Below are 16,313 nucleotides of genomic sequence, written 5' to 3' on the forward strand. Positions count from 1 at the left end.
GAGGGAGTCGGAGCACATGGTGGTACGCGGGATCCTGGGGCGCCAGCGGCGCGAGTACACGGCGCCGGAGCCGCACCCCTCGGGGGCCCGGCCGCCGAAGCTCCCCGGTGAGCTGGTCCCGAACCACGTGGCGATCGTCATGGACGGCAACGGGCGGTGGGCCAAGGAGCGGGGGCTGCCGCGCACCGAGGGGCACAAGGTCGGTGCCGAGCAGGTGCTCGACGTGCTCCAGGGGGCGATCGAGATGGGCGTGCGCAACATCTCGCTGTACGCCTTCTCCACCGAGAACTGGAAGCGCTCGCCCGAGGAGGTGCGCTTCCTCATGAACTTCAACCGCGACTTCATCCGCAAGAGCCGGGACCAGCTCGACGGGCTGGGCGTGCGGGTGCGCTGGGCCGGGCGGATGCCCCGGCTGTGGAAGTCGGTCGCCAGGGAACTCCAGGTCGCGCAGGAACAGACAAAGGACAACGACCGGTTGACGCTGTACTTCTGCATGAACTACGGCGGCCGGGCCGAACTCGCCGACGCGGCCAAGGCGTTGGCGGAGGACGTACGGGCCGGGCGGCTGGACCCGGCGAAGGTGTCCGAGAAGACGATCCAGAAGTACCTGTACTACCCGGACATGCCGGACGTCGACATGTTCCTGCGGCCCAGCGGGGAGCAGCGGACGTCCAACTACCTGCTCTGGCAGAGCGCTTACGCCGAGCTGGTCTTCCAGGACGTGCTGTGGCCGGACTTCGACCGGCGCGACCTGTGGCGGGCCTGCGTCGAATTCGCCTCCCGCGACCGGCGGTTCGGCGGCGCGATCCCGAACGAGGAGCTGCTGGCGACGGAGGGCGACGGCTCGGAGCAGCCCCCGCGGTAGCGCCCGGCGGGGCGGCCCCGCGGGGTCCGGGGCCGAAAGCCCTAGGGCCTTTCTTCCGGATCTTGCCGGGGTCGCGGGGGCTGGCACGCACATCTGCGGCGTTGTCGTCGGTCGTCGACGCTCCGCGTCGACTCCCTCCTCCGCCTTGCATCTGCACGCACCAGCCCCCGCTCGGCTCGGCCGTACGGCACCGCCAACTCAAGCCGACCTGATCCGGGAGAAAGGCCCTAGCGCCCCGCGCACTCCGCGCACGTGCCGAAGATCTCCACGGTGTGCGCCACGTTGACGTACCCGTGCTCCGCCGCGATCGCCTCCGCCCATTTCTCCACCGCCGGGCCCTCCACCTCCACCGCCTTGCCGCAGCCGCGGCAGACGAGGTGGTGGTGGTGTTCGCCGCTGGAGCAGCGGCGGTAGACGGATTCGCCCTCGGACGTGCGCAGCACGTCGACCTCGCCGGCGTCCGCGAGGGACTGGAGGGTGCGGTAGACGGTGGTGAGCCCGACGGAGTCGCCCTTGTGCTTGAGCATGTCGTGGAGCTCCTGCGCGCTGCGGAACTCGTCGACCTCGTCCAGCGCGGCCGCCACTGCTGCCCGCTGACGGGTCGCGCGGCCCTTCACGGGCGGTCCAGCGGTCGTCACTGCTGCCTCCTCACGTCTCACCCCTGACGCGGGCCATTGTGCCAGTCCGGCACCCCGGCGGTCAGGCGCTGATCTCCTCTCCCGTGCCGCGCGCGGCCGGGATCACGCATTCCGCCGGTTCCCCGCCGGCCCCGGCCGCCCTGGCGGCGCGGGCGCGTCGGCGGGCCAGCGGGGCGGCCAGCGCGGTCAGTGCGACGAACGCGGCGATGGTGAGCAGGACGATCGTCGCGCCGGGCGGCACGTCCTGGTAGAACGACGCGATCGTGCCGCTGACGGTCACCGTGATGCCGAGCGCCACCGCGATCGCGAACGTGGCGGCGAAGCTGCGGGTGAGCTGCTGGGCGGCCGCCACCGGCACCACCATCAGCGCGGAGACCAGGAGCAGCCCGACGATGCGCATGGCGACCGTCACCGTCACCGCCGCCGTGACCGCCGTCAGCAGGTTCAGGGCGCGCACCGGCAGGCCGGTCACCCGCGCGAACTCCTCGTCCTGGCTCACCGCGAACAGTTGGCGGCGCAGGCCCAGTGTGACCAGCACCACGAACGCGGCCAGCAGGCAGATCGTGAGGACGTCGGACCGGGAGACCGTGGACAGGGAACCGAAGAGATAGGTGCCGAGGTTCGCGTTGGAGCCGGTCGGCGCCATGTTGATGAACAGCACGCCGCCCGCCATGCCGCCGTAGAACAGCATGGCCAGCGCGATGTCGCCGCGCGTCTTGCTGTACCAGCGGATCAGCTCCATCAGCAGGGCGCCGACGACGGAGACCGCCATCGCCATCCAGACCGGGGACGTGGACAGCAGGAAGCCGAGGCCGACGCCGGTCATGGCGACGTGCCCGATGCCGTCGCCCATCAGGGCCTGGCGGCGCTGGACCAGGTAGATGCCGATGGCGGGGGCGGTGATGCCGACCAGGACGGCGGCGAACAGGGCCCGCTGCATGAGGGCGTAGTGGAGGAAGTCCATCAGCTCAGCAATCCCGTGCGGATCGGTCCGGAGCCCGCGGAGGTGTGCGGGTGTACGTGGTCGTGGCCGGGCAGCGCGTGCTGGCCGGTTGCTCTCGGCGGGGGTCCGTCGTGCACGACACAGCCGTCGCGCAGGACGACCGCGCGGTCGATCAGCGGTTCCAGGGCGCCCAGTTCGTGCAGGACGAGGAGGACCGTCGTACCGGCCGCCACCTGCTCGCCGAGCGTCCGCGCGAGGATCTCCTGGCTGGCCAGGTCGACGCCGGCCATCGGCTCGTCCATGATCAGCAGTTCCGGGCGGGCGACGAGCGCGCGGGCGATCAGGACGCGCTGGTGCTGGCCCCCGGACAGGGCGTTCACCGAGTCCTTCGCGCGATCCGCCATGCCGACCTGCTCCAGGGCGGCGCGTACGGCGTCCCGGTCGTCCTTGCGGAAGAGGCCGAAGCGGGTGCGGGACAGGCGGCCGGAGGAGACGATCTCGGTGACCGTCGCCGGGACCCCGCCCGCGGCCGTGGTGCGCTGGGGCACGTAGCCCACGCGGGCCCAGTCGCGGAAGGCGCGCCGGGGGGTGCCGAACAGCTCGATGGTCCCGCCGGCGACCGGTACCTGGCCGATGATCGTACGGATCGCGGTGGACTTGCCGGAGCCGTTGGCGCCGAGGAGCGCGACGACCTCGCCGCGCCGGACCGTGAGGTCGATGCCGCGCAGGACCGGGCGGGCGCCGAGGTCGGCCCGCACGCCGCGCAGGGATATGACAGGTTCGCTGGTTTCCACGACGTCTCCCGTCACTTCGCGCCCAGCGCCTGCTGGAGCGCCTTGAGGTTGGCGTTCTGGACGGAGAAGTAGTCCGTGCCGCGGGACTTGTCCGTGATGCCCTCGATCGGGTCGAGGACGTCGGTCTTCAGGTGCGCGTCGTGCGCGATGGTCTTCGCGGTCTTGTCGCTGACGAGCGTCTCGTAGAAGACGGTGGAGACATGGTCGGCCTTCGCCATGCGTTCCAGGTCGGTCACCCGCGCGACGCTCGGCTCGGAGTCCGGGTCGAGGCCGTTGATCGCCTCCTCGGTGAGGCCGTAGCGCTCGGCGAGGTAGCCGAAGGCGGCGTGGGTGGTGATGAAGACCTTGGACTGGGTGTGCGCGAGGCCGGTGCGGAAGCGCTGGTCCAGCTCGTTCAGCTGCTCGACCAGAGAGGCGGTGTTCTTCCGGTAGTCGGCCGCGTGCTTCGGGTCGGCCTTCTCCAGGGCCTTGCCGACGCCGCGCGCGACCCGGGCGTAGCGCACCGGGTCGAGCCAGATGTGCGGGTCCTTGCCCGCGGACTCCTCGCCCGCGCGGGTGTCGTGCGCGGCCGCGTGCCCGCCGACCTCGTTGCCGTGCGACTCCAGGGTGGTCAGGGAGGCGGCGTCGATCTTCGTCTTCACCGAGGACTGGGCGACCGCGGCGTCCACGGAGGGCTGGAGGTTCTTGAGGTAGAGGACGGCGTCCGCGCCGTCGATCGCGACGATCTGCTTGGGGCTGATCTCCAGATCGTGCGGCTCCTGGCCGGGTGTGGTGAGACTGGTGACGTGGACGTGGTCGCCGCCGATCCGCTCGGCGAGGAAGGACATCGGATAGAAGGACGCGATGACGTCGAGCCGGCCGTCGTGAGCCGCGGCCGTGCCGCTGCCGGAGCAGCCGGTGAGGGTGCCGAGGCCGAGGGCGGTGACGGCGGTCAGTGCGGCTGCGGGTATCAGACGTCCACGTATGTTCATGACAGTCATTTTCAACAAAAATGGAAACCGTTGTCAACAACCCCCTCGGGGCGCCCTCGGGGTGCCCGTAGGCAGGGCCGATTTGGTCGTGGGGGAGCCTGCGCCGGTAACCTGAAGCATTCGCTGGAAGCATCTCGCTTCAACGCCCGTCGTCGTAATGAAGAGAGCACCGTGGCCGCCGACAAGATCGACACCATCGTCAGCCTGAGCAAGCGCCGTGGCTTCGTTTTCCCGTGCAGTGAGATCTACGGCGGCCAGCGTGCCGCCTGGGACTACGGACCGCTGGGTGTCGAGCTCAAGGAGAACATCAAGCGCCAGTGGTGGCGCTACATGGTGACGTCCCGCGAGGACGTGGTCGGTATCGACTCGTCCGTCATCCTGGCCCCCGAGGTCTGGGTCGCGTCCGGCCACGTCGCCACCTTCACGGACCCGCTGACCGAGTGCACCGCGTGCCACAAGCGGTTCCGTGCCGACCACCTCGAAGAGGCCTACGAGGAGAAGAAGGGCCACGCGCCGGCGAACGGCCTGGCCGACATCAACTGCCCGAACTGCGGCAACAAGGGCCAGTTCACCGAGCCCAAGCAGTTCTCCGGCCTGCTGTCCACGCACCTCGGCCCGACCCAGGACTCCGGCTCGGTCGCCTACCTGCGCCCCGAGACCGCCCAGGGCATCTTCACCAACTTCGCCCAGGTGCAGACCACCTCGCGCCGCAAGCCGCCGTTCGGCATCGCGCAGATGGGCAAGTCCTTCCGCAACGAGATCACGCCGGGCAACTTCATCTTCCGCACCCGCGAGTTCGAGCAGATGGAGATGGAGTTCTTCGTCAAGCCGGGCGAGGACGAGCAGTGGCAGGAATACTGGATGGAGCAGCGCTGGAACTGGTACACGGGCCTCGGCCTGCGCACCGAGAACATGCGCTGGTACGAGCACCCGAAGGAGAAGCTCTCCCACTACTCGAAGCGGACCGCGGACATCGAGTACCGCTTCCAGTTCGGCGGCAGTGAGTGGGGCGAGCTGGAGGGCGTCGCCAACCGCACCGACTACGACCTCGGCGCGCACTCCAAGGCCTCCGGCCAGGACCTCTCCTACTTCGACCAGGAGGCCGGGGAGCGCTGGACGCCGTACGTCATCGAGCCGGCGGCGGGTGTCGGCCGCACCATGCTGGCCTTCCTGCTCGACGCGTACATCGAGGACGAGGCGCCCAACGCCAAGGGCAAGATGGAGAAGCGTACGGTGCTGCGCCTCGACCACCGTCTCGCCCCGGTGAAGGTGGCCGTGCTGCCGCTGTCCCGCAACCCGGAGCTGTCGCCGAAGGCCAAGGGCCTCGCGCAGGCGCTGCGGCAGAACTGGAACATCGAGTTCGACGACGCGGGCGCCATCGGCCGCCGCTACCGCCGCCAGGACGAGATCGGTACGCCGTTCTGCGTGACCGTCGACTTCGACACCCTCGAGGACAACGCGGTCACCGTGCGCGAGCGCGACACGATGAAGCAGGAGCGGGTCTCGCTCGACCAGATCGAGGGGTACCTGGCGCAGCGCCTGCTGGGCTGCTGACCCCCGCCGCCGTCGCCGTTCCGGGGGCCCGGCCCCCGGATGCCCGGCCCGCGCCCGCCCACCAGCCGCTTCCGCCGGCCGGTGGGCGGGCGCGTTCGCGTCGGCGCCGGGTCAACGCCCTTGCAGTGCCCTGACGTTGTCGCCGAAGGTCCAGTTCTTCGAGCCGTCCCAGTTGAGGGACCAGTCCATCAGGCCCTTCAGCGAGGTGCCGTAGTGCCGCCAGGCCTGGGCGACCAGGGACGGGGACATGTAGCCGCCGCCCGCGCCCGGCTGGGCGGGCAGCCCCGGAACCTGCTTGTCGTAGGGCACCCGGACGGTCGTGCCCTGCACCACCAGGCCCTTGTTCAGGCAGTCGGTCTGGGCGGTGAAGCCCGCCACCGTGCCGGCCTCGTAGGAGTCGCCGGAGCAGCCGTACATGCTGCCGTTGTAGTACTGCATGTTCAGCCACCACAGGCGGCCGTTGTCCGCGTACTTCTTGATGATCGGCAGATACGCGCCCCAGATCGAGCCGTAGGTGACGCTGCCGCCGGTGACGTACGCCGTCTCCGGGGCCATCGTCAGCCCGAAGCCGGCCGGCATCTGCGCGAGGATGCCGTCGATGATGCGGACCAGGTTGGCCTGGGACGTGGACAGTTGGCCGATGTTCCCGCTGCCCGTCAGGCCGGTCTCGATGTCGATGTCGATGCCGTCGAAGTTGTACCGCTTCAGGATCGGTACGACGGTCGAGACGAACCTGTCCGCGACCGCGGTGGAGTTGAGGTCGATACCGGCCGCCGCGCCCCCGATGGAGAGCAGGATCGTCTCGCCGGACGCCTTCGCCGCGCACATCTCCGCGGGCGTGGGCACCTTCACCCCCGTGTCCATGCCGTCCTCCCACAGCGCCGTGCCGTCGGAGCGGATCACCGGGAAGGCCGCGTCGAGGACGTTGTAACCGTGCGCGGGGATGCGGGAGTCGGTGATCGGGGTCCAGCCGAAGGGCGGGTGGACCCCGTTGGCCGCGCCGTCCCAGTTCTCCCAGTAGCCCTGGAGCACCTTGCCTGCCGGGCGGGACCGCACCGCGCAGGTGTCGGCGGCCGAGGCGGGCTGCGCGGCGGGGAGCTGGGTGAGGCAGGCGGTCGCGAGGGCGGCGGCGAGCAGGGACAGCGAGCGGCGGAGCATACGGGCCTCCTGGTGGGGGTGCAGCGAGGTACCGGATGGGCGTGTCCTGTGCATGACCATGCTGTTGGTCCAGACCTTTCGTCAAGAGGTCTGGACCAAGCCGGGGCTCTCGGTGCCGCCGCGCCGCCACTGAATGGCAAGTATGGAATGACAGATATTGAAATCTGTCATCTGTCATGCCATGCTGGATCCATGACGACGACACCGCACACCCGAAACCTCGGCACCACCGGCCCGCGGGTCTCCGCCCTCGGCCTCGGCTGCATGGGCATGTCCGCGCTGTACGGAGCGGCCGACCGCGCCGAGTCCATCGCGACCATCCACGCCGCCCTGGAGGCGGGCGTGACCCTGCTCGACACCGGCGACTTCTACGCCATGGGGCACAACGAGATGCTGATCGGCGAGGCCCTGCGCACCGCGCCCGCCGCCCGGCGCGAACAGGCCCTGGTCAGCGTGAAGTTCGGCGCCCTGCGTGACCCGGAGGGCAACTGGAGCGGCTACGACGGCCGGCCCGCCGCCGTGAAGAACTTCGCCGCCTACTCCCTCCAGCGCCTCGGCGTCGACCACATCGACGTCTACCGGATCGCCCGCCTCGACCCGGACGTCCCGATCGAGGAGACTGTCGGTGCCGTCGCCGAACTGATCGAGAAGGGGTACGTCCGCCACGTCGGCCTCAGCGAGGTCGGCGCCGAGACGATCCGCCGGGCCGCCGCCACCGCCCCCGTCTCCGACCTGCAGATCGAGTACTCGCTCATCTCGCGGGGCATCGAGCGGGAGATCCTGCCGACCACCCGTGAACTGGGCATCGGCATCACCGCGTACGGCGTCCTGTCCCGCGGCCTGATCTCCGGCCACTTCACCCGCGACCGGCAGCTCTCCGCGAGCGACTTCCGCGCCCACTCGCCCCGCTTCCAGGGCGAGAACCTCCAGCACAACCTGAACCTGGTCGACGCCCTGCGCGAGATCGCCGAGCGCAAGGGCGCCACCGTGGCGCAGACCGCCATCGCCTGGGTGCTCTCCCGCGGCGAGGACATCGTGCCACTGGTCGGCGCCCGCACCCGCGAGCGGCTGGCCGAGTCGCTCGGCGCCCTGGAGGTGACCCTGGACGCGGCCGACCTGGCGGCGATCGAGGAGGCCGTGCCGGCGGACGCGGCGGCCGGCGACCGCTACCCGAGCGCGCAGATGGCACACCTGGACAGCGAGCGCTGATCCGGATGCCGGGTACGGTCTAGGCATGGCATCGACCAGCGAGATCCTGACCGCCGAGCGCATCCTGGAGGCGACCGAGGAGGTGCTGCGCCGGCACGGCCCGGCCAAGGCCACCGTGGTGGACGTGGCCCGCGCCCTCGGCGTCAGCCACGGCAGTGTCTACCGGCACTTCCGTACCAAGGCCGCGCTGCGCGAGGCGGTCACCAAGCGCTGGCTGGACCGGACCTCCCGGAAGCTCGCCGAGATCGCCGCCGCGCGCGAGCGGGACCCGGAGACCCGGCTGCGGGAGTGGCTGGCCGCGCTGTTCGAGGCCAAGCGGCACAAGGCGGGCGACGACCCGGAGCTGTTCGCCACGTACACCGTGCTGACGGACGAGAACGGCGCGGTCGTCGGCGAGCACATAGCCGAGCTGACCGCGCAGCTGACGGAGGTCATCGCGCAAGGGGCCGGGTCGGGCACCTTCTCGGTGTCCGACCCGGCCGCCGCGGCCCGAGCCGTCTTCCACGCCACCGGCCGGTTCCACGATCCCTGTTATGCCAGGGAGTGGGCCCTGCCCGGCGTCGGCGAGGAGTTCACGGCCGTCGTGGACCTGGTGGTGCGGGGTCTTCGCTGACGGCCTGGGGCCAGCCGGCCCCGAGCCGTCCGCCGGCCTCGGGCCGTCAGCTGACCTTCACGCTGACCGGCGAGGACACGACCTTGCCGTCCTTGGTCACCACGCGCACCGTCTCGTTGCCCTTGGCGGTGAACGCCCGGCGGATGGTGAAGGTGCCGTTGCGGTTGACGACGGCCGTGGTCCGCAGCGTGGTCCACTTGCCGTTCGTCCGGTGCTGGAGGACCAGCGTGGTGCCGGCCTTCACGCCCGTGACGCGACCGACGAAGGCGACGGACTCGCCGTGCCGGACGGTCTTGTGGGCGGTCGAGAGGGTGATGGAGCCCGCCGCGGTCGTCGCCGCCGCGGCCTTCGGCATCGCCTTCTTGGTCGCCGAGCGCGTGGGCATCGGTTTCGGCTTCATCGTCGCCGTGCGCTTGGGCATCGGCTTCCTGGTCGGCATGCCCTTGGTCGCGGTGGCCTTGGGGCTGGGGGTGCTGGTCGCGGCGAAGGCTCCGGCCGTACCGCCGGAGAGCAGCGCCACGGACAGTACACCGGCGCCCAGAGCGCGGCCGTAGCGGTGGTGGCGGAGTGCGGAAGTCATGGTTCTCTCCTGTCGCTCGATCGTTCGCTCGATCGGACGTTTCCCAGGCTGACCCGACTTCGCTCCGTCGGCCACTCGAAGCGCTGTGTAACCGGACTTCCGAACCCGTGAAAGTGCAGGTCAACCGCGGTATACGGCAATTTCCGGAACCCCCGTTACGGCTCTTGCCCACCCGCGCCCGACCACGACCACCCGGACCAGCGCCCGTGCCGGAGGCACCCGCTCAGCCCACCCTCCGCGGCAGCCGGACCCCCAGCACCCCGGTCAGCACGATCCCGGCCACCTGCGCGAGCAGCGTGACGATCAGCGCCTCCCGCATCCCCACATGCGGCACGAGCGTGAGGAACAGCGTCCCCAGCGTGGCCACCCCGAGCGCCAGTCCCGACTGCTGCGTGGTGACCAGCACCCCACCGCCCACACCGGCCCGAGCCGCCGGCACCTCGGACAGCACCAGCCGCATCACATTGGGGAGTTGGAGCGCCTGACCGGCTCCGGCCACCGCCATTCCCGGCAGCAGCGCGGCCACGCTCACCTGCGGCCAGTCCCGCCAGACGGCTGCCGCGATCAGCAGCACCCCGACGCCCTGCACGGCCGATCCGACCGGTATCACCCGTGTGCCGAACCGGCCCATCAGCCGCGGGCCCGCGAGCGACACGAAGAGGAACACCACGGCCATCGGCGCGAGCGCGAGCCCCGCCGGCACCGGACCCAGACCCGCGCCCTGCTGGAGGGCCAGCGCGATCACGAACATGAACCCGCTGAAGCCGACCGAGAACGGCACGATCAGCACCAGCCCGCGCCGCAGCGAGGTGAGGCGCAGCAGGCTCGGCGGCACCAGGGGGGTGCGCCCCGCCCGGTCCGCCCGCCGCTCCACCAGCCAGAACCCGGCCGCCGCGCCCGGGAACGCGGCCAGCGACAGCCACGTCCACAGCGGCCAGCCCGCCGCCCGGCCCTCGGTCAGCGGCGCGAGCAGCGTCAGCAGGGACACCGCGAGCAGCGCGGTGCCGGGGCCGTCGACGGGTTCCGGGTGCTGCGAACGGGTCTCGGGTACGAGCCGTACGGCCAGCACCAGGCCCACCGCGACCACCGGCACGTTGACGAGGAACACCGACCGCCAGCCGCTCCCGGCGATGTCGGCGGCGACCAGGACCCCGCCGAGCACCTGCCCGGCCACCATGGACAGGCCGGCCGTGGCGCCGTACAGGCTCATCGCCTTGGCGCGGCGCGCGCCCTGCGTGGCGGACTGGATGGTGGCGAGCACCTGCGGCAGCATCGCGGCCGCCGCCGCGCCCTGGGCCACCCGCGCGGCCACCAGGCTCCACGCGTCGGGCGCCAGCCCGCAGGCCAGGGAGGTCAGCCCGAAGGCCGCCATGCCGCCGAGGAACAGCCGGCGGCGCCCGAACAGGTCCCCGAGCCGGCCGCCGAGCACCAGCAGCACGGCGTAGGCGACGCCGTAGCCCGCGACCACCAGCTCCAGCACGGCCTCGCCGGCGCCCAGATCGGTGCCCATGGTCGGCAGGGCGACGTTGACGATGAAGAAGTCGACCAGCGGCAGCGCCGCGGCCAGCAGAACGGTGAACAGTCCGGGGCCGCCGAGCACGGGCGCTGCGGCGGGCGCCCGGCGGACGGCGTGGACGGTGACGGTCTCACTCATGACATCGAGCCTGCGGTGCGGCCCAGCCGGGTACCAGAGTGTCCTCATCCTGGTATCAGGAGTACCTGGAAACAGGCTCACCGGCGCGGCATTCTGGAGCGCATGGCCACGATGACGACCACCGCGCCCCGGTCGGGAGGCGCCGCCGGCGGCGCGGAGATCCGGCGGCACGAACTGGCCGCGTTCCTGCGCAACCGCCGCGAGCGCATCAGCCCCGAGGAGGTCGGTCTGCCGCGCGGTCCGCGCCGTCGTACGCCGGGGCTGCGCCGCGAGGAGGTGGCCCACCTGTCCGCGGTCGGTGTCACCTGGTACACGTGGCTCGAACAGGCCCGTCCCATCCAGGTCTCCGTACAGGTGCTGGACGCCCTCGCGCGCACCCTGCGGCTCGACGCCAGCGAGCGCGCCCACCTGTTCCAGCTGGCCGGGGCCAACGACCCCATGCCGGCCGCGAGTTGTCCGAGTGTGACGCCGGCCGTCCGCGAGATGCTGGACCGGCTCGGGCCGATTCCGGCCGCGGTGCAGAACAGCCGGTACGACGTCGTCGCCTACAACCGCGCCTACGGCCTGCTCCTGTGCGACATGGACGCGCTGCCGCCCGAGGACCGCAACTGCATACTGCTCGCCTACTTCAACGAGGACTGGCGGTCCGCGGTCGTACACCTGGAGGAGACCCAGCGGCTGATGACCGCCCGGCTGCGCGCGGCCCTCGCCGGTCATCTCGGCGAGCCCGCCTGGAAGATGCTCCTGAAGCGGCTCAAGGAGTCGCCCGAGTTCCGGCGGAACTGGGAGCGGTACGAGGTGGCCGGCTACCGCTCCAAGACCAAGGAGTACCTCAACCCCCATGTCGGGCTGCTGACGGTGGAGCACACGGATCTGTGGCTGGCCCCCGAGACGGGCAGCCGGGTGGTGATGTACACGCCGGGCAACGAGGAGACGCGCGAGCGCCTGGAGCGGCTGCACCGGCTGGCGCAGGCGGTGCCCGCGCAGGGGAGTTGATCAATCCGCCGGGTGCCGGTGCGGTTTCGGTAAAAGATTCGAAATCTCAGCTCAATAGGGTTGTCCTGTGCATGACTCGCTCGATGGGATGCGCGAGACCACTTCGGTCGACACCAGACCACTCAGGGGATTTCATGCACATATCCCGTACCGGGCGAGGCATCGCGGCCGCCACCACGGGCGCTGCCGCTCTCGTCGCCGCCGCGCTGGCGACCGCCGCCCCCGTGGGTGTCGCCACCGCGACCCCCGCCGCCGTGCCGCACACCTTCGCGGCCCCGGCCGTCGCCGGGCACACCCTCGCCCACGACGTGGCCAGCCCGATCTCCATCGCGCAGTGCCAGGCCAAGTGGCACATCAACTGCTACACCCCGCTCCAGTACCGCACCGCGTACAACCTGAACCCGCTGTACCGCAAGGGTGTGACGGGCAAGGGGCGCACGATCGTCATCGTCGACTCGTTCGGCTCCCCGACGATCCAGCACGACCTGGACGTGTACAGCAAGCAGTTCGGCATGCCGAGCACCAAGGTCTCGGTCGTCAAGTGGGGCAAGGTGCCCCCCTTCGACCCGAAGAACGGCGACATGACGGGCTGGGCCGGCGAGACCACCCTGGACGTCGAGATGGCGCACGCCGTGGCGCCGGGCGCGAAGATCGTGCTGGTGGAGACCGGGGTCGCCGAGACCGAGGGCGTCACCGGTCTGCCCGAGATGATGAGCGCCGAGAAGTCGCTGATCGACCACGGGGTCGGCGATGTCATCACGCAGAGCTTCAGCGCGACCGAGAACACCTTTCCGGGCTTCGGGAAGGGCGACTTCTCCAGCATCCAGAACCTGCGGTACGCGTTCAAGGACGCGGCCCGCAAGCACGTGACCGTCCTCGGCTCCTCCGGCGACGACGGCCCCACCGGCAGCGTCCTGGACGGCTCGGCCGACTACAAGCAGCAGGTCAACTCCTGGCCCTCGTCCGACCCGCTGGTCACCTCGGTCGGCGGCACCCAGCTGCACCTCGACGAGAAGGGCCACCGCGTCAGCCCCGACAGCGTCTACAACGACCACGGCGCGGGCGGCGGCGGCATCTCCCACGTGTTCTCCCGGCCCGCCTTCCAGAACGGCGTGAAGAAGGTCGTCGGCAACCACCGCGGCACCCCGGACATCTCGATGTCCGCCGCCGTCGACGGCGGCGCCTGGGTGTACTCCAGCTACGACCCGACGGCCGTCGGCTGGGACGTCTACGGCGGCACCAGCGAGTCCAGCCCGCTGTTCTCGGGCATCGTGGCGCTCGCCGACCAGGTCGCCGGACACCGCCTCGGGGACATCAACGGCGCGCTCTACAGCCTCGCCAAGCACAAGGGCACCGGCGTCGTGGACGTCAACGACGGCACGGACAACACGTACGGCGGCGTGACCGGCTACAAGGCCGTCAACGGCTACGACATGGCCACCGGCGTCGGCACGCTGGACGCGCCGGGCTTCGTCAAGTCGCTGGCGAAGGCCGCCCGCCGCTGAGGAAGCGGACGCATGCGCGGGAGCCGGTCCGGGTACGGCACCCGGACCGGCTCCCGCGCCGTCCGCTTGGGCTCAGCCGCGGCTGCCGGCGCCCACCGCCTGGCGGATCTCCGCGGTCTCCAGCCGCTCCGCCGCGCGCTCGGCCGTACGCCGGGCCCAGCGGCCGCTGGTGAGCAGGCCCAGGGCGAGCACCGAGAGGCCGCAGGCGGTGAGGATCCACCAGCCGGGGCGGGCGGCGTCCACGAAGGTGGCGCGGTACGACGTCGCGCCGATGCCGGAGGCGAGGACCGCGCCGATCACCGCGACGCCGAGGGTGGAGCCGAGCTGCCGGCTGGTGGAGGCGACGGCGGCGGCGACCCCGGCCTGGGCGCGGGGCATGCCCGAGACCGCCGTGTTGGTGATCGGCGCGTTGACGAAGCCGAAGCCGATGCCGAACAGGACGTAGCCGAGGAACAGGGTGACGTCCGAGGTCTCGGCCTCGAACAGCGCGAACAGGATGCCGCTGACGGTCATCGCCGTACCGGCGATCAGCAGCGGCAGCCGGGGCCCGCGGGTGCCGACCAGCCGGCCGGACAGCGGGGCGCACAAGAAGGTCGGCGCGGCCATGGGGAGCATCCACAGGCCCGCGTGCAGGGCGTCGAGGCCGCGCACGTTCTGGAGGTACAGCGTCGACATGAACAGGAAGCCGCCGAGCGCGGCGAAGGCGCTGATCGCGATCACGGTCGCCCCGCTGAACGGCGCGGAGCGGAAGAAGCGCAGGTCGATGAGGGGTTCGTCACGCCGGGGCTCGTACCACAGCAGGGCGCCCAGAGCGACGAGGGCGATCGCGAAGTACGGCGCGACCGAGGCGAGGCCGGAGTCGGGCGCCTGGATGATCCCGTACGTCAGCGCGCCGAACAGGGCGATCACCAGGACCTGGCCCACCGGGTCGGGGCGGCGGCCCCTGGGAGCGCGGGACTCCGGGACGAAGCGCAGGGTGAGCAGCAGGGCGGCGAGGCCGATCGGGAGGTTGATCCAGAAGATCGCGCGCCAACTCACGGACTGCACCAGCAGGCCGCCGACCAGCGGACCGAGGGCCATGGATATGCCGACCACCGCGCCCCAGACGCCGATGGCGCGGGCGCGCTCGCGGGCGTCGGTGAAGGTGTTGGTGATGATCGACATGGCGACCGGGTTGAGCATCGAGCCGCCGACCGCCTGGACCATGCGGAAGACGACGAGCAGGGACAGGCTGGGGGCGAGCGAGCACAGCACCGAGCCGATGGTGAACACCACGAGGCCGGCCATGAAGACGCGCTTGCGGCCGATCCGGTCGGCGGTGGACCCGGCCAGCATCAGCAGCGAGGCCAGGACCAGGGTGTAGGCGTCGATGGTCCACTGCAGACCGGAGGTGGTGGCGTGCAGATCGCGCTGCATCGAGGGCAGCGCCACGTTCAGCACGGTGTTGTCCAGGCTCACGATCAGCAGGCTCATGCAGCAGATCGCGAGCACGAGCATGCGCCTGCGGGGACTCAACTCTGGCATGCGCGTCATCGTACGCCGATTTCAATAGTGCGTCTAACTAATGACCGTTACACGGGCACCGGCGGGCCCCGGCGCGGGCGGGGTCGTCCCGTACGCGGCCGGTGGGGGACAATGGGTGCTCGCCCCGAGCTGTCCCTTCCGTTGTACATCCGTCCCGGAGCCGTCTGATGACCCACCCGCTTTCCATCGGCCCGCACACCGTGACTCCGCCCGTCGTGCTCGCACCCATGGCGGGGATCACGAACGCGCCCTTCCGCACGCTGTGCCGGGAGTTCAGCGGGGGCAAGGGCCTGTTCGTCAGCGAGATGATCACGACGCGGGCGCTGGTCGAGCGCAACGAGAAGACCATGCAGCTGATCAGGTTCGACGCGAGCGAGACGCCCCGTTCGATCCAGCTGTACGGCGTGGACCCCGCGACCGTCGGCAAGGCCGTCCGCATGATCGTGGAAGAGGACCTGGCCGATCACATCGACCTGAACTTCGGCTGCCCCGTCCCCAAGGTGACCCGCAAGGGCGGCGGCTCGGCGCTGCCGTACAAGCGGAACCTGCTGCGGGCGATCCTGCGCGAGGCGGTGTCCGGGGCGGGGGACCTGCCCGTGACGATGAAGATGCGCAAGGGCATCGACGACGATCACATGACCTACCTCGACGCCGGCCGGATCGCCGTCGAGGAGGGCGTGACGGCGATCGCGCTGCACGGCCGTACGGCGGCGCAGCACTACGGCGGCACCGCCGACTGGTCCGCCATCGCGCGGCTGAAGGAGCATGTGCCGGAGATCCCCGTGCTCGGCAACGGGGACATCTGGTCGGCACAGGACGCGCTGCGGATGGTCCGCGAGACCGGGTGCGACGGCGTGGTCGTGGGCCGCGGCTGCCTGGGCCGCCCCTGGCTGTTCGCCGATCTGGTCGCCGCGTTCGAGGGGCGCGCCGACTTCCACCGTCCCGCGCTGCGGGAGGTGGCCGACGTCATGGTCCGGCACGCCCGACTGCTCGGAGAGTGGCTCGGCGACGAGTCCAAGGGCGTGATCGACTTCCGCAAGCACGTCGCCTGGTACCTGAAGGGCTTCGCGGTCGGCTCCGAGATGCGGGGGCGCCTCGCGATCACCTCCTCCCTTGCCGAACTCCGCGCCGGCCTCGACGAACTCGACCTCTCCCAGCCCTGGCCCGCCGGCGCCGACGGTCCCCGTGGGCGCACCTCCGGCAACAACCGCGTGGTCCTGCCGGACGGCTGGCTGAAGGACCCGTACGACTGCGCGGGCGTGACCGAGGACGCCGAACTGGACACCTCGGGCGGCTGACCCTTCGAGCG

The 16,313-nt window shown here is 71.0% G+C and carries 15 protein-coding genes; 7 read left to right on the forward strand and 8 right to left on the reverse strand.

Annotation, left to right across the window (positions count from 1 at the left end; genetic code table 11):
- The first annotated feature begins 16 nt into the window (after window positions 1–16).
- Entirely contained in the window at window positions 17–865 is an 849-nt protein-coding gene (locus ACZ7EC_RS06740; RefSeq protein ID WP_471058865.1) for an isoprenyl transferase, read from the forward strand.
- A 227-nt stretch (window positions 866–1,092) separates the two neighbouring features.
- Here ACZ7EC_RS06740 and ACZ7EC_RS06745 read toward each other — a convergent pair whose 3' ends face one another.
- The 4 genes from ACZ7EC_RS06745 to ACZ7EC_RS06760 form a co-directional block, all read right to left on the reverse strand.
- Window positions 1,093–1,503, reverse strand: a complete 411-nt coding sequence (locus tag ACZ7EC_RS06745; protein ID WP_471058867.1) for a Fur family transcriptional regulator — start codon at window positions 1,501–1,503, stop codon at window positions 1,093–1,095.
- A gap of 61 nt (window positions 1,504–1,564) precedes the next feature.
- Window positions 1,565–2,467, reverse strand: a complete 903-nt coding sequence (locus tag ACZ7EC_RS06750) for a metal ABC transporter permease (RefSeq protein ID WP_471058869.1) — start codon at window positions 2,465–2,467, stop codon at window positions 1,565–1,567.
- Window positions 2,467–3,240, reverse strand: coding sequence for a metal ABC transporter ATP-binding protein (locus ACZ7EC_RS06755; RefSeq protein ID WP_471058871.1), 774 nt, complete (start codon window positions 3,238–3,240; stop codon window positions 2,467–2,469). Before ACZ7EC_RS06755 ends, ACZ7EC_RS06750 begins: the two co-directional genes overlap by 1 nt.
- A gap of 11 nt (window positions 3,241–3,251) precedes the next feature.
- A complete protein-coding gene (locus tag ACZ7EC_RS06760; protein WP_471058873.1) occupies window positions 3,252–4,211 on the reverse strand; it encodes a metal ABC transporter substrate-binding protein in 960 nt (319 codons plus the stop codon).
- 171 nt (window positions 4,212–4,382) lie between these two features.
- Between ACZ7EC_RS06760 and ACZ7EC_RS06765 the strand changes: the two genes are divergently transcribed.
- Complete coding sequence (locus ACZ7EC_RS06765; RefSeq protein ID WP_471058875.1) at window positions 4,383–5,765, forward strand: glycine--tRNA ligase; 1,383 nt, start codon at window positions 4,383–4,385, stop codon at window positions 5,763–5,765.
- A gap of 111 nt (window positions 5,766–5,876) precedes the next feature.
- On the opposite strand, the gene ACZ7EC_RS06770 is transcribed toward ACZ7EC_RS06765, so the two are convergent.
- Window positions 5,877–6,923: a chitinase gene (locus ACZ7EC_RS06770; protein ID WP_471058877.1), complete on the reverse strand. Its 1,047-nt coding sequence runs from the start codon at window positions 6,921–6,923 to the stop codon at window positions 5,877–5,879.
- A gap of 192 nt (window positions 6,924–7,115) precedes the next feature.
- Here ACZ7EC_RS06770 and ACZ7EC_RS06775 point away from each other — a divergent pair, with 192 nt between their 5' ends.
- Entirely contained in the window at window positions 7,116–8,132 is a 1,017-nt protein-coding gene (locus tag ACZ7EC_RS06775) for an aldo/keto reductase (RefSeq protein ID WP_471058879.1), read from the forward strand.
- Between the two features lie 25 nt (window positions 8,133–8,157).
- Window positions 8,158–8,745, forward strand: coding sequence for a TetR/AcrR family transcriptional regulator (locus ACZ7EC_RS06780; RefSeq protein WP_471058881.1), 588 nt, complete (start codon window positions 8,158–8,160; stop codon window positions 8,743–8,745).
- 46 nt (window positions 8,746–8,791) lie between these two features.
- Here ACZ7EC_RS06780 and ACZ7EC_RS06785 read toward each other — a convergent pair whose 3' ends face one another.
- Both ACZ7EC_RS06785 and ACZ7EC_RS06790 read right to left on the reverse strand, forming a co-directional pair.
- A complete protein-coding gene (locus tag ACZ7EC_RS06785; RefSeq protein WP_471058883.1) occupies window positions 8,792–9,325 on the reverse strand; it encodes a hypothetical protein in 534 nt (177 codons plus the stop codon).
- 223 nt (window positions 9,326–9,548) lie between these two features.
- Window positions 9,549–10,979 carry an MFS transporter gene (locus tag ACZ7EC_RS06790; protein WP_471058885.1) on the reverse strand — a complete coding sequence of 477 codons (1,431 nt, stop codon included), beginning with the start codon at window positions 10,977–10,979 and terminating at the stop codon, window positions 9,549–9,551.
- 102 nt (window positions 10,980–11,081) lie between these two features.
- On the opposite strand from ACZ7EC_RS06790, the gene ACZ7EC_RS06795 reads away from it, so the two are divergent.
- Window positions 11,082–11,975 (forward strand): helix-turn-helix transcriptional regulator, encoded by an 894-nt coding sequence (locus tag ACZ7EC_RS06795; RefSeq protein WP_471058887.1) that lies wholly within the window; start codon window positions 11,082–11,084, stop codon window positions 11,973–11,975.
- 134 nt (window positions 11,976–12,109) lie between these two features.
- The gene (locus tag ACZ7EC_RS06800) at window positions 12,110–13,480 is read left to right on the forward strand and encodes a S53 family peptidase (protein ID WP_471058889.1); all 1,371 of its coding nucleotides are present in this window, start codon (window positions 12,110–12,112) and stop codon (window positions 13,478–13,480) included.
- Between the two features lie 72 nt (window positions 13,481–13,552).
- Here ACZ7EC_RS06800 and ACZ7EC_RS06805 read toward each other — a convergent pair whose 3' ends face one another.
- Entirely contained in the window at window positions 13,553–15,004 is a 1,452-nt protein-coding gene (locus ACZ7EC_RS06805; RefSeq protein ID WP_471058891.1) for an MFS transporter, read from the reverse strand.
- Window positions 15,005–15,171: 167 nt separating this feature from the next.
- Between ACZ7EC_RS06805 and dusB the strand changes: the two genes are divergently transcribed.
- On the forward strand, window positions 15,172–16,302 hold the full coding sequence (dusB, locus tag ACZ7EC_RS06810) for a tRNA dihydrouridine synthase DusB (RefSeq protein ID WP_471058893.1): 1,131 nt from the start codon (window positions 15,172–15,174) through the stop codon (window positions 16,300–16,302).
- Window positions 16,303–16,313: the final 11 nt, after the last annotated feature.

The sequence above is a fragment of the Streptomyces sp. NPDC037203 genome (genome assembly GCF_055605065.1).

What these genes read in the sequence shown, in the direction of transcription:
- dusB (WP_471058893.1), top strand. Translation starts at nt 15,172, where the DNA reads ATGACCCACCCGCTTTCCATCGGCCCGCACACCGTGACTCCGCCCGTC.
- ACZ7EC_RS06760 (WP_471058873.1), bottom strand. Translation starts at nt 4,211, where the DNA reads ATGAACATACGTGGACGTCTGATACCCGCAGCCGCACTGACCGCCGTC.
- ACZ7EC_RS06795 (WP_471058887.1), top strand. Translation starts at nt 11,082, where the DNA reads ATGGCCACGATGACGACCACCGCGCCCCGGTCGGGAGGCGCCGCCGGC.
- ACZ7EC_RS06805 (WP_471058891.1), bottom strand. Translation starts at nt 15,004, where the DNA reads ATGCCAGAGTTGAGTCCCCGCAGGCGCATGCTCGTGCTCGCGATCTGC.
- ACZ7EC_RS06775 (WP_471058879.1), top strand. Translation starts at nt 7,116, where the DNA reads ATGACGACGACACCGCACACCCGAAACCTCGGCACCACCGGCCCGCGG.
- ACZ7EC_RS06750 (WP_471058869.1), bottom strand. Translation starts at nt 2,467, where the DNA reads ATGGACTTCCTCCACTACGCCCTCATGCAGCGGGCCCTGTTCGCCGCC.
- ACZ7EC_RS06770 (WP_471058877.1), bottom strand. Translation starts at nt 6,923, where the DNA reads ATGCTCCGCCGCTCGCTGTCCCTGCTCGCCGCCGCCCTCGCGACCGCC.
- ACZ7EC_RS06740 (WP_471058865.1), top strand. Translation starts at nt 17, where the DNA reads ATGGTGGTACGCGGGATCCTGGGGCGCCAGCGGCGCGAGTACACGGCG.
- ACZ7EC_RS06800 (WP_471058889.1), top strand. Translation starts at nt 12,110, where the DNA reads ATGCACATATCCCGTACCGGGCGAGGCATCGCGGCCGCCACCACGGGC.
- ACZ7EC_RS06790 (WP_471058885.1), bottom strand. Translation starts at nt 10,979, where the DNA reads ATGAGTGAGACCGTCACCGTCCACGCCGTCCGCCGGGCGCCCGCCGCA.
- ACZ7EC_RS06780 (WP_471058881.1), top strand. Translation starts at nt 8,158, where the DNA reads ATGGCATCGACCAGCGAGATCCTGACCGCCGAGCGCATCCTGGAGGCG.
- ACZ7EC_RS06785 (WP_471058883.1), bottom strand. Translation starts at nt 9,325, where the DNA reads ATGACTTCCGCACTCCGCCACCACCGCTACGGCCGCGCTCTGGGCGCC.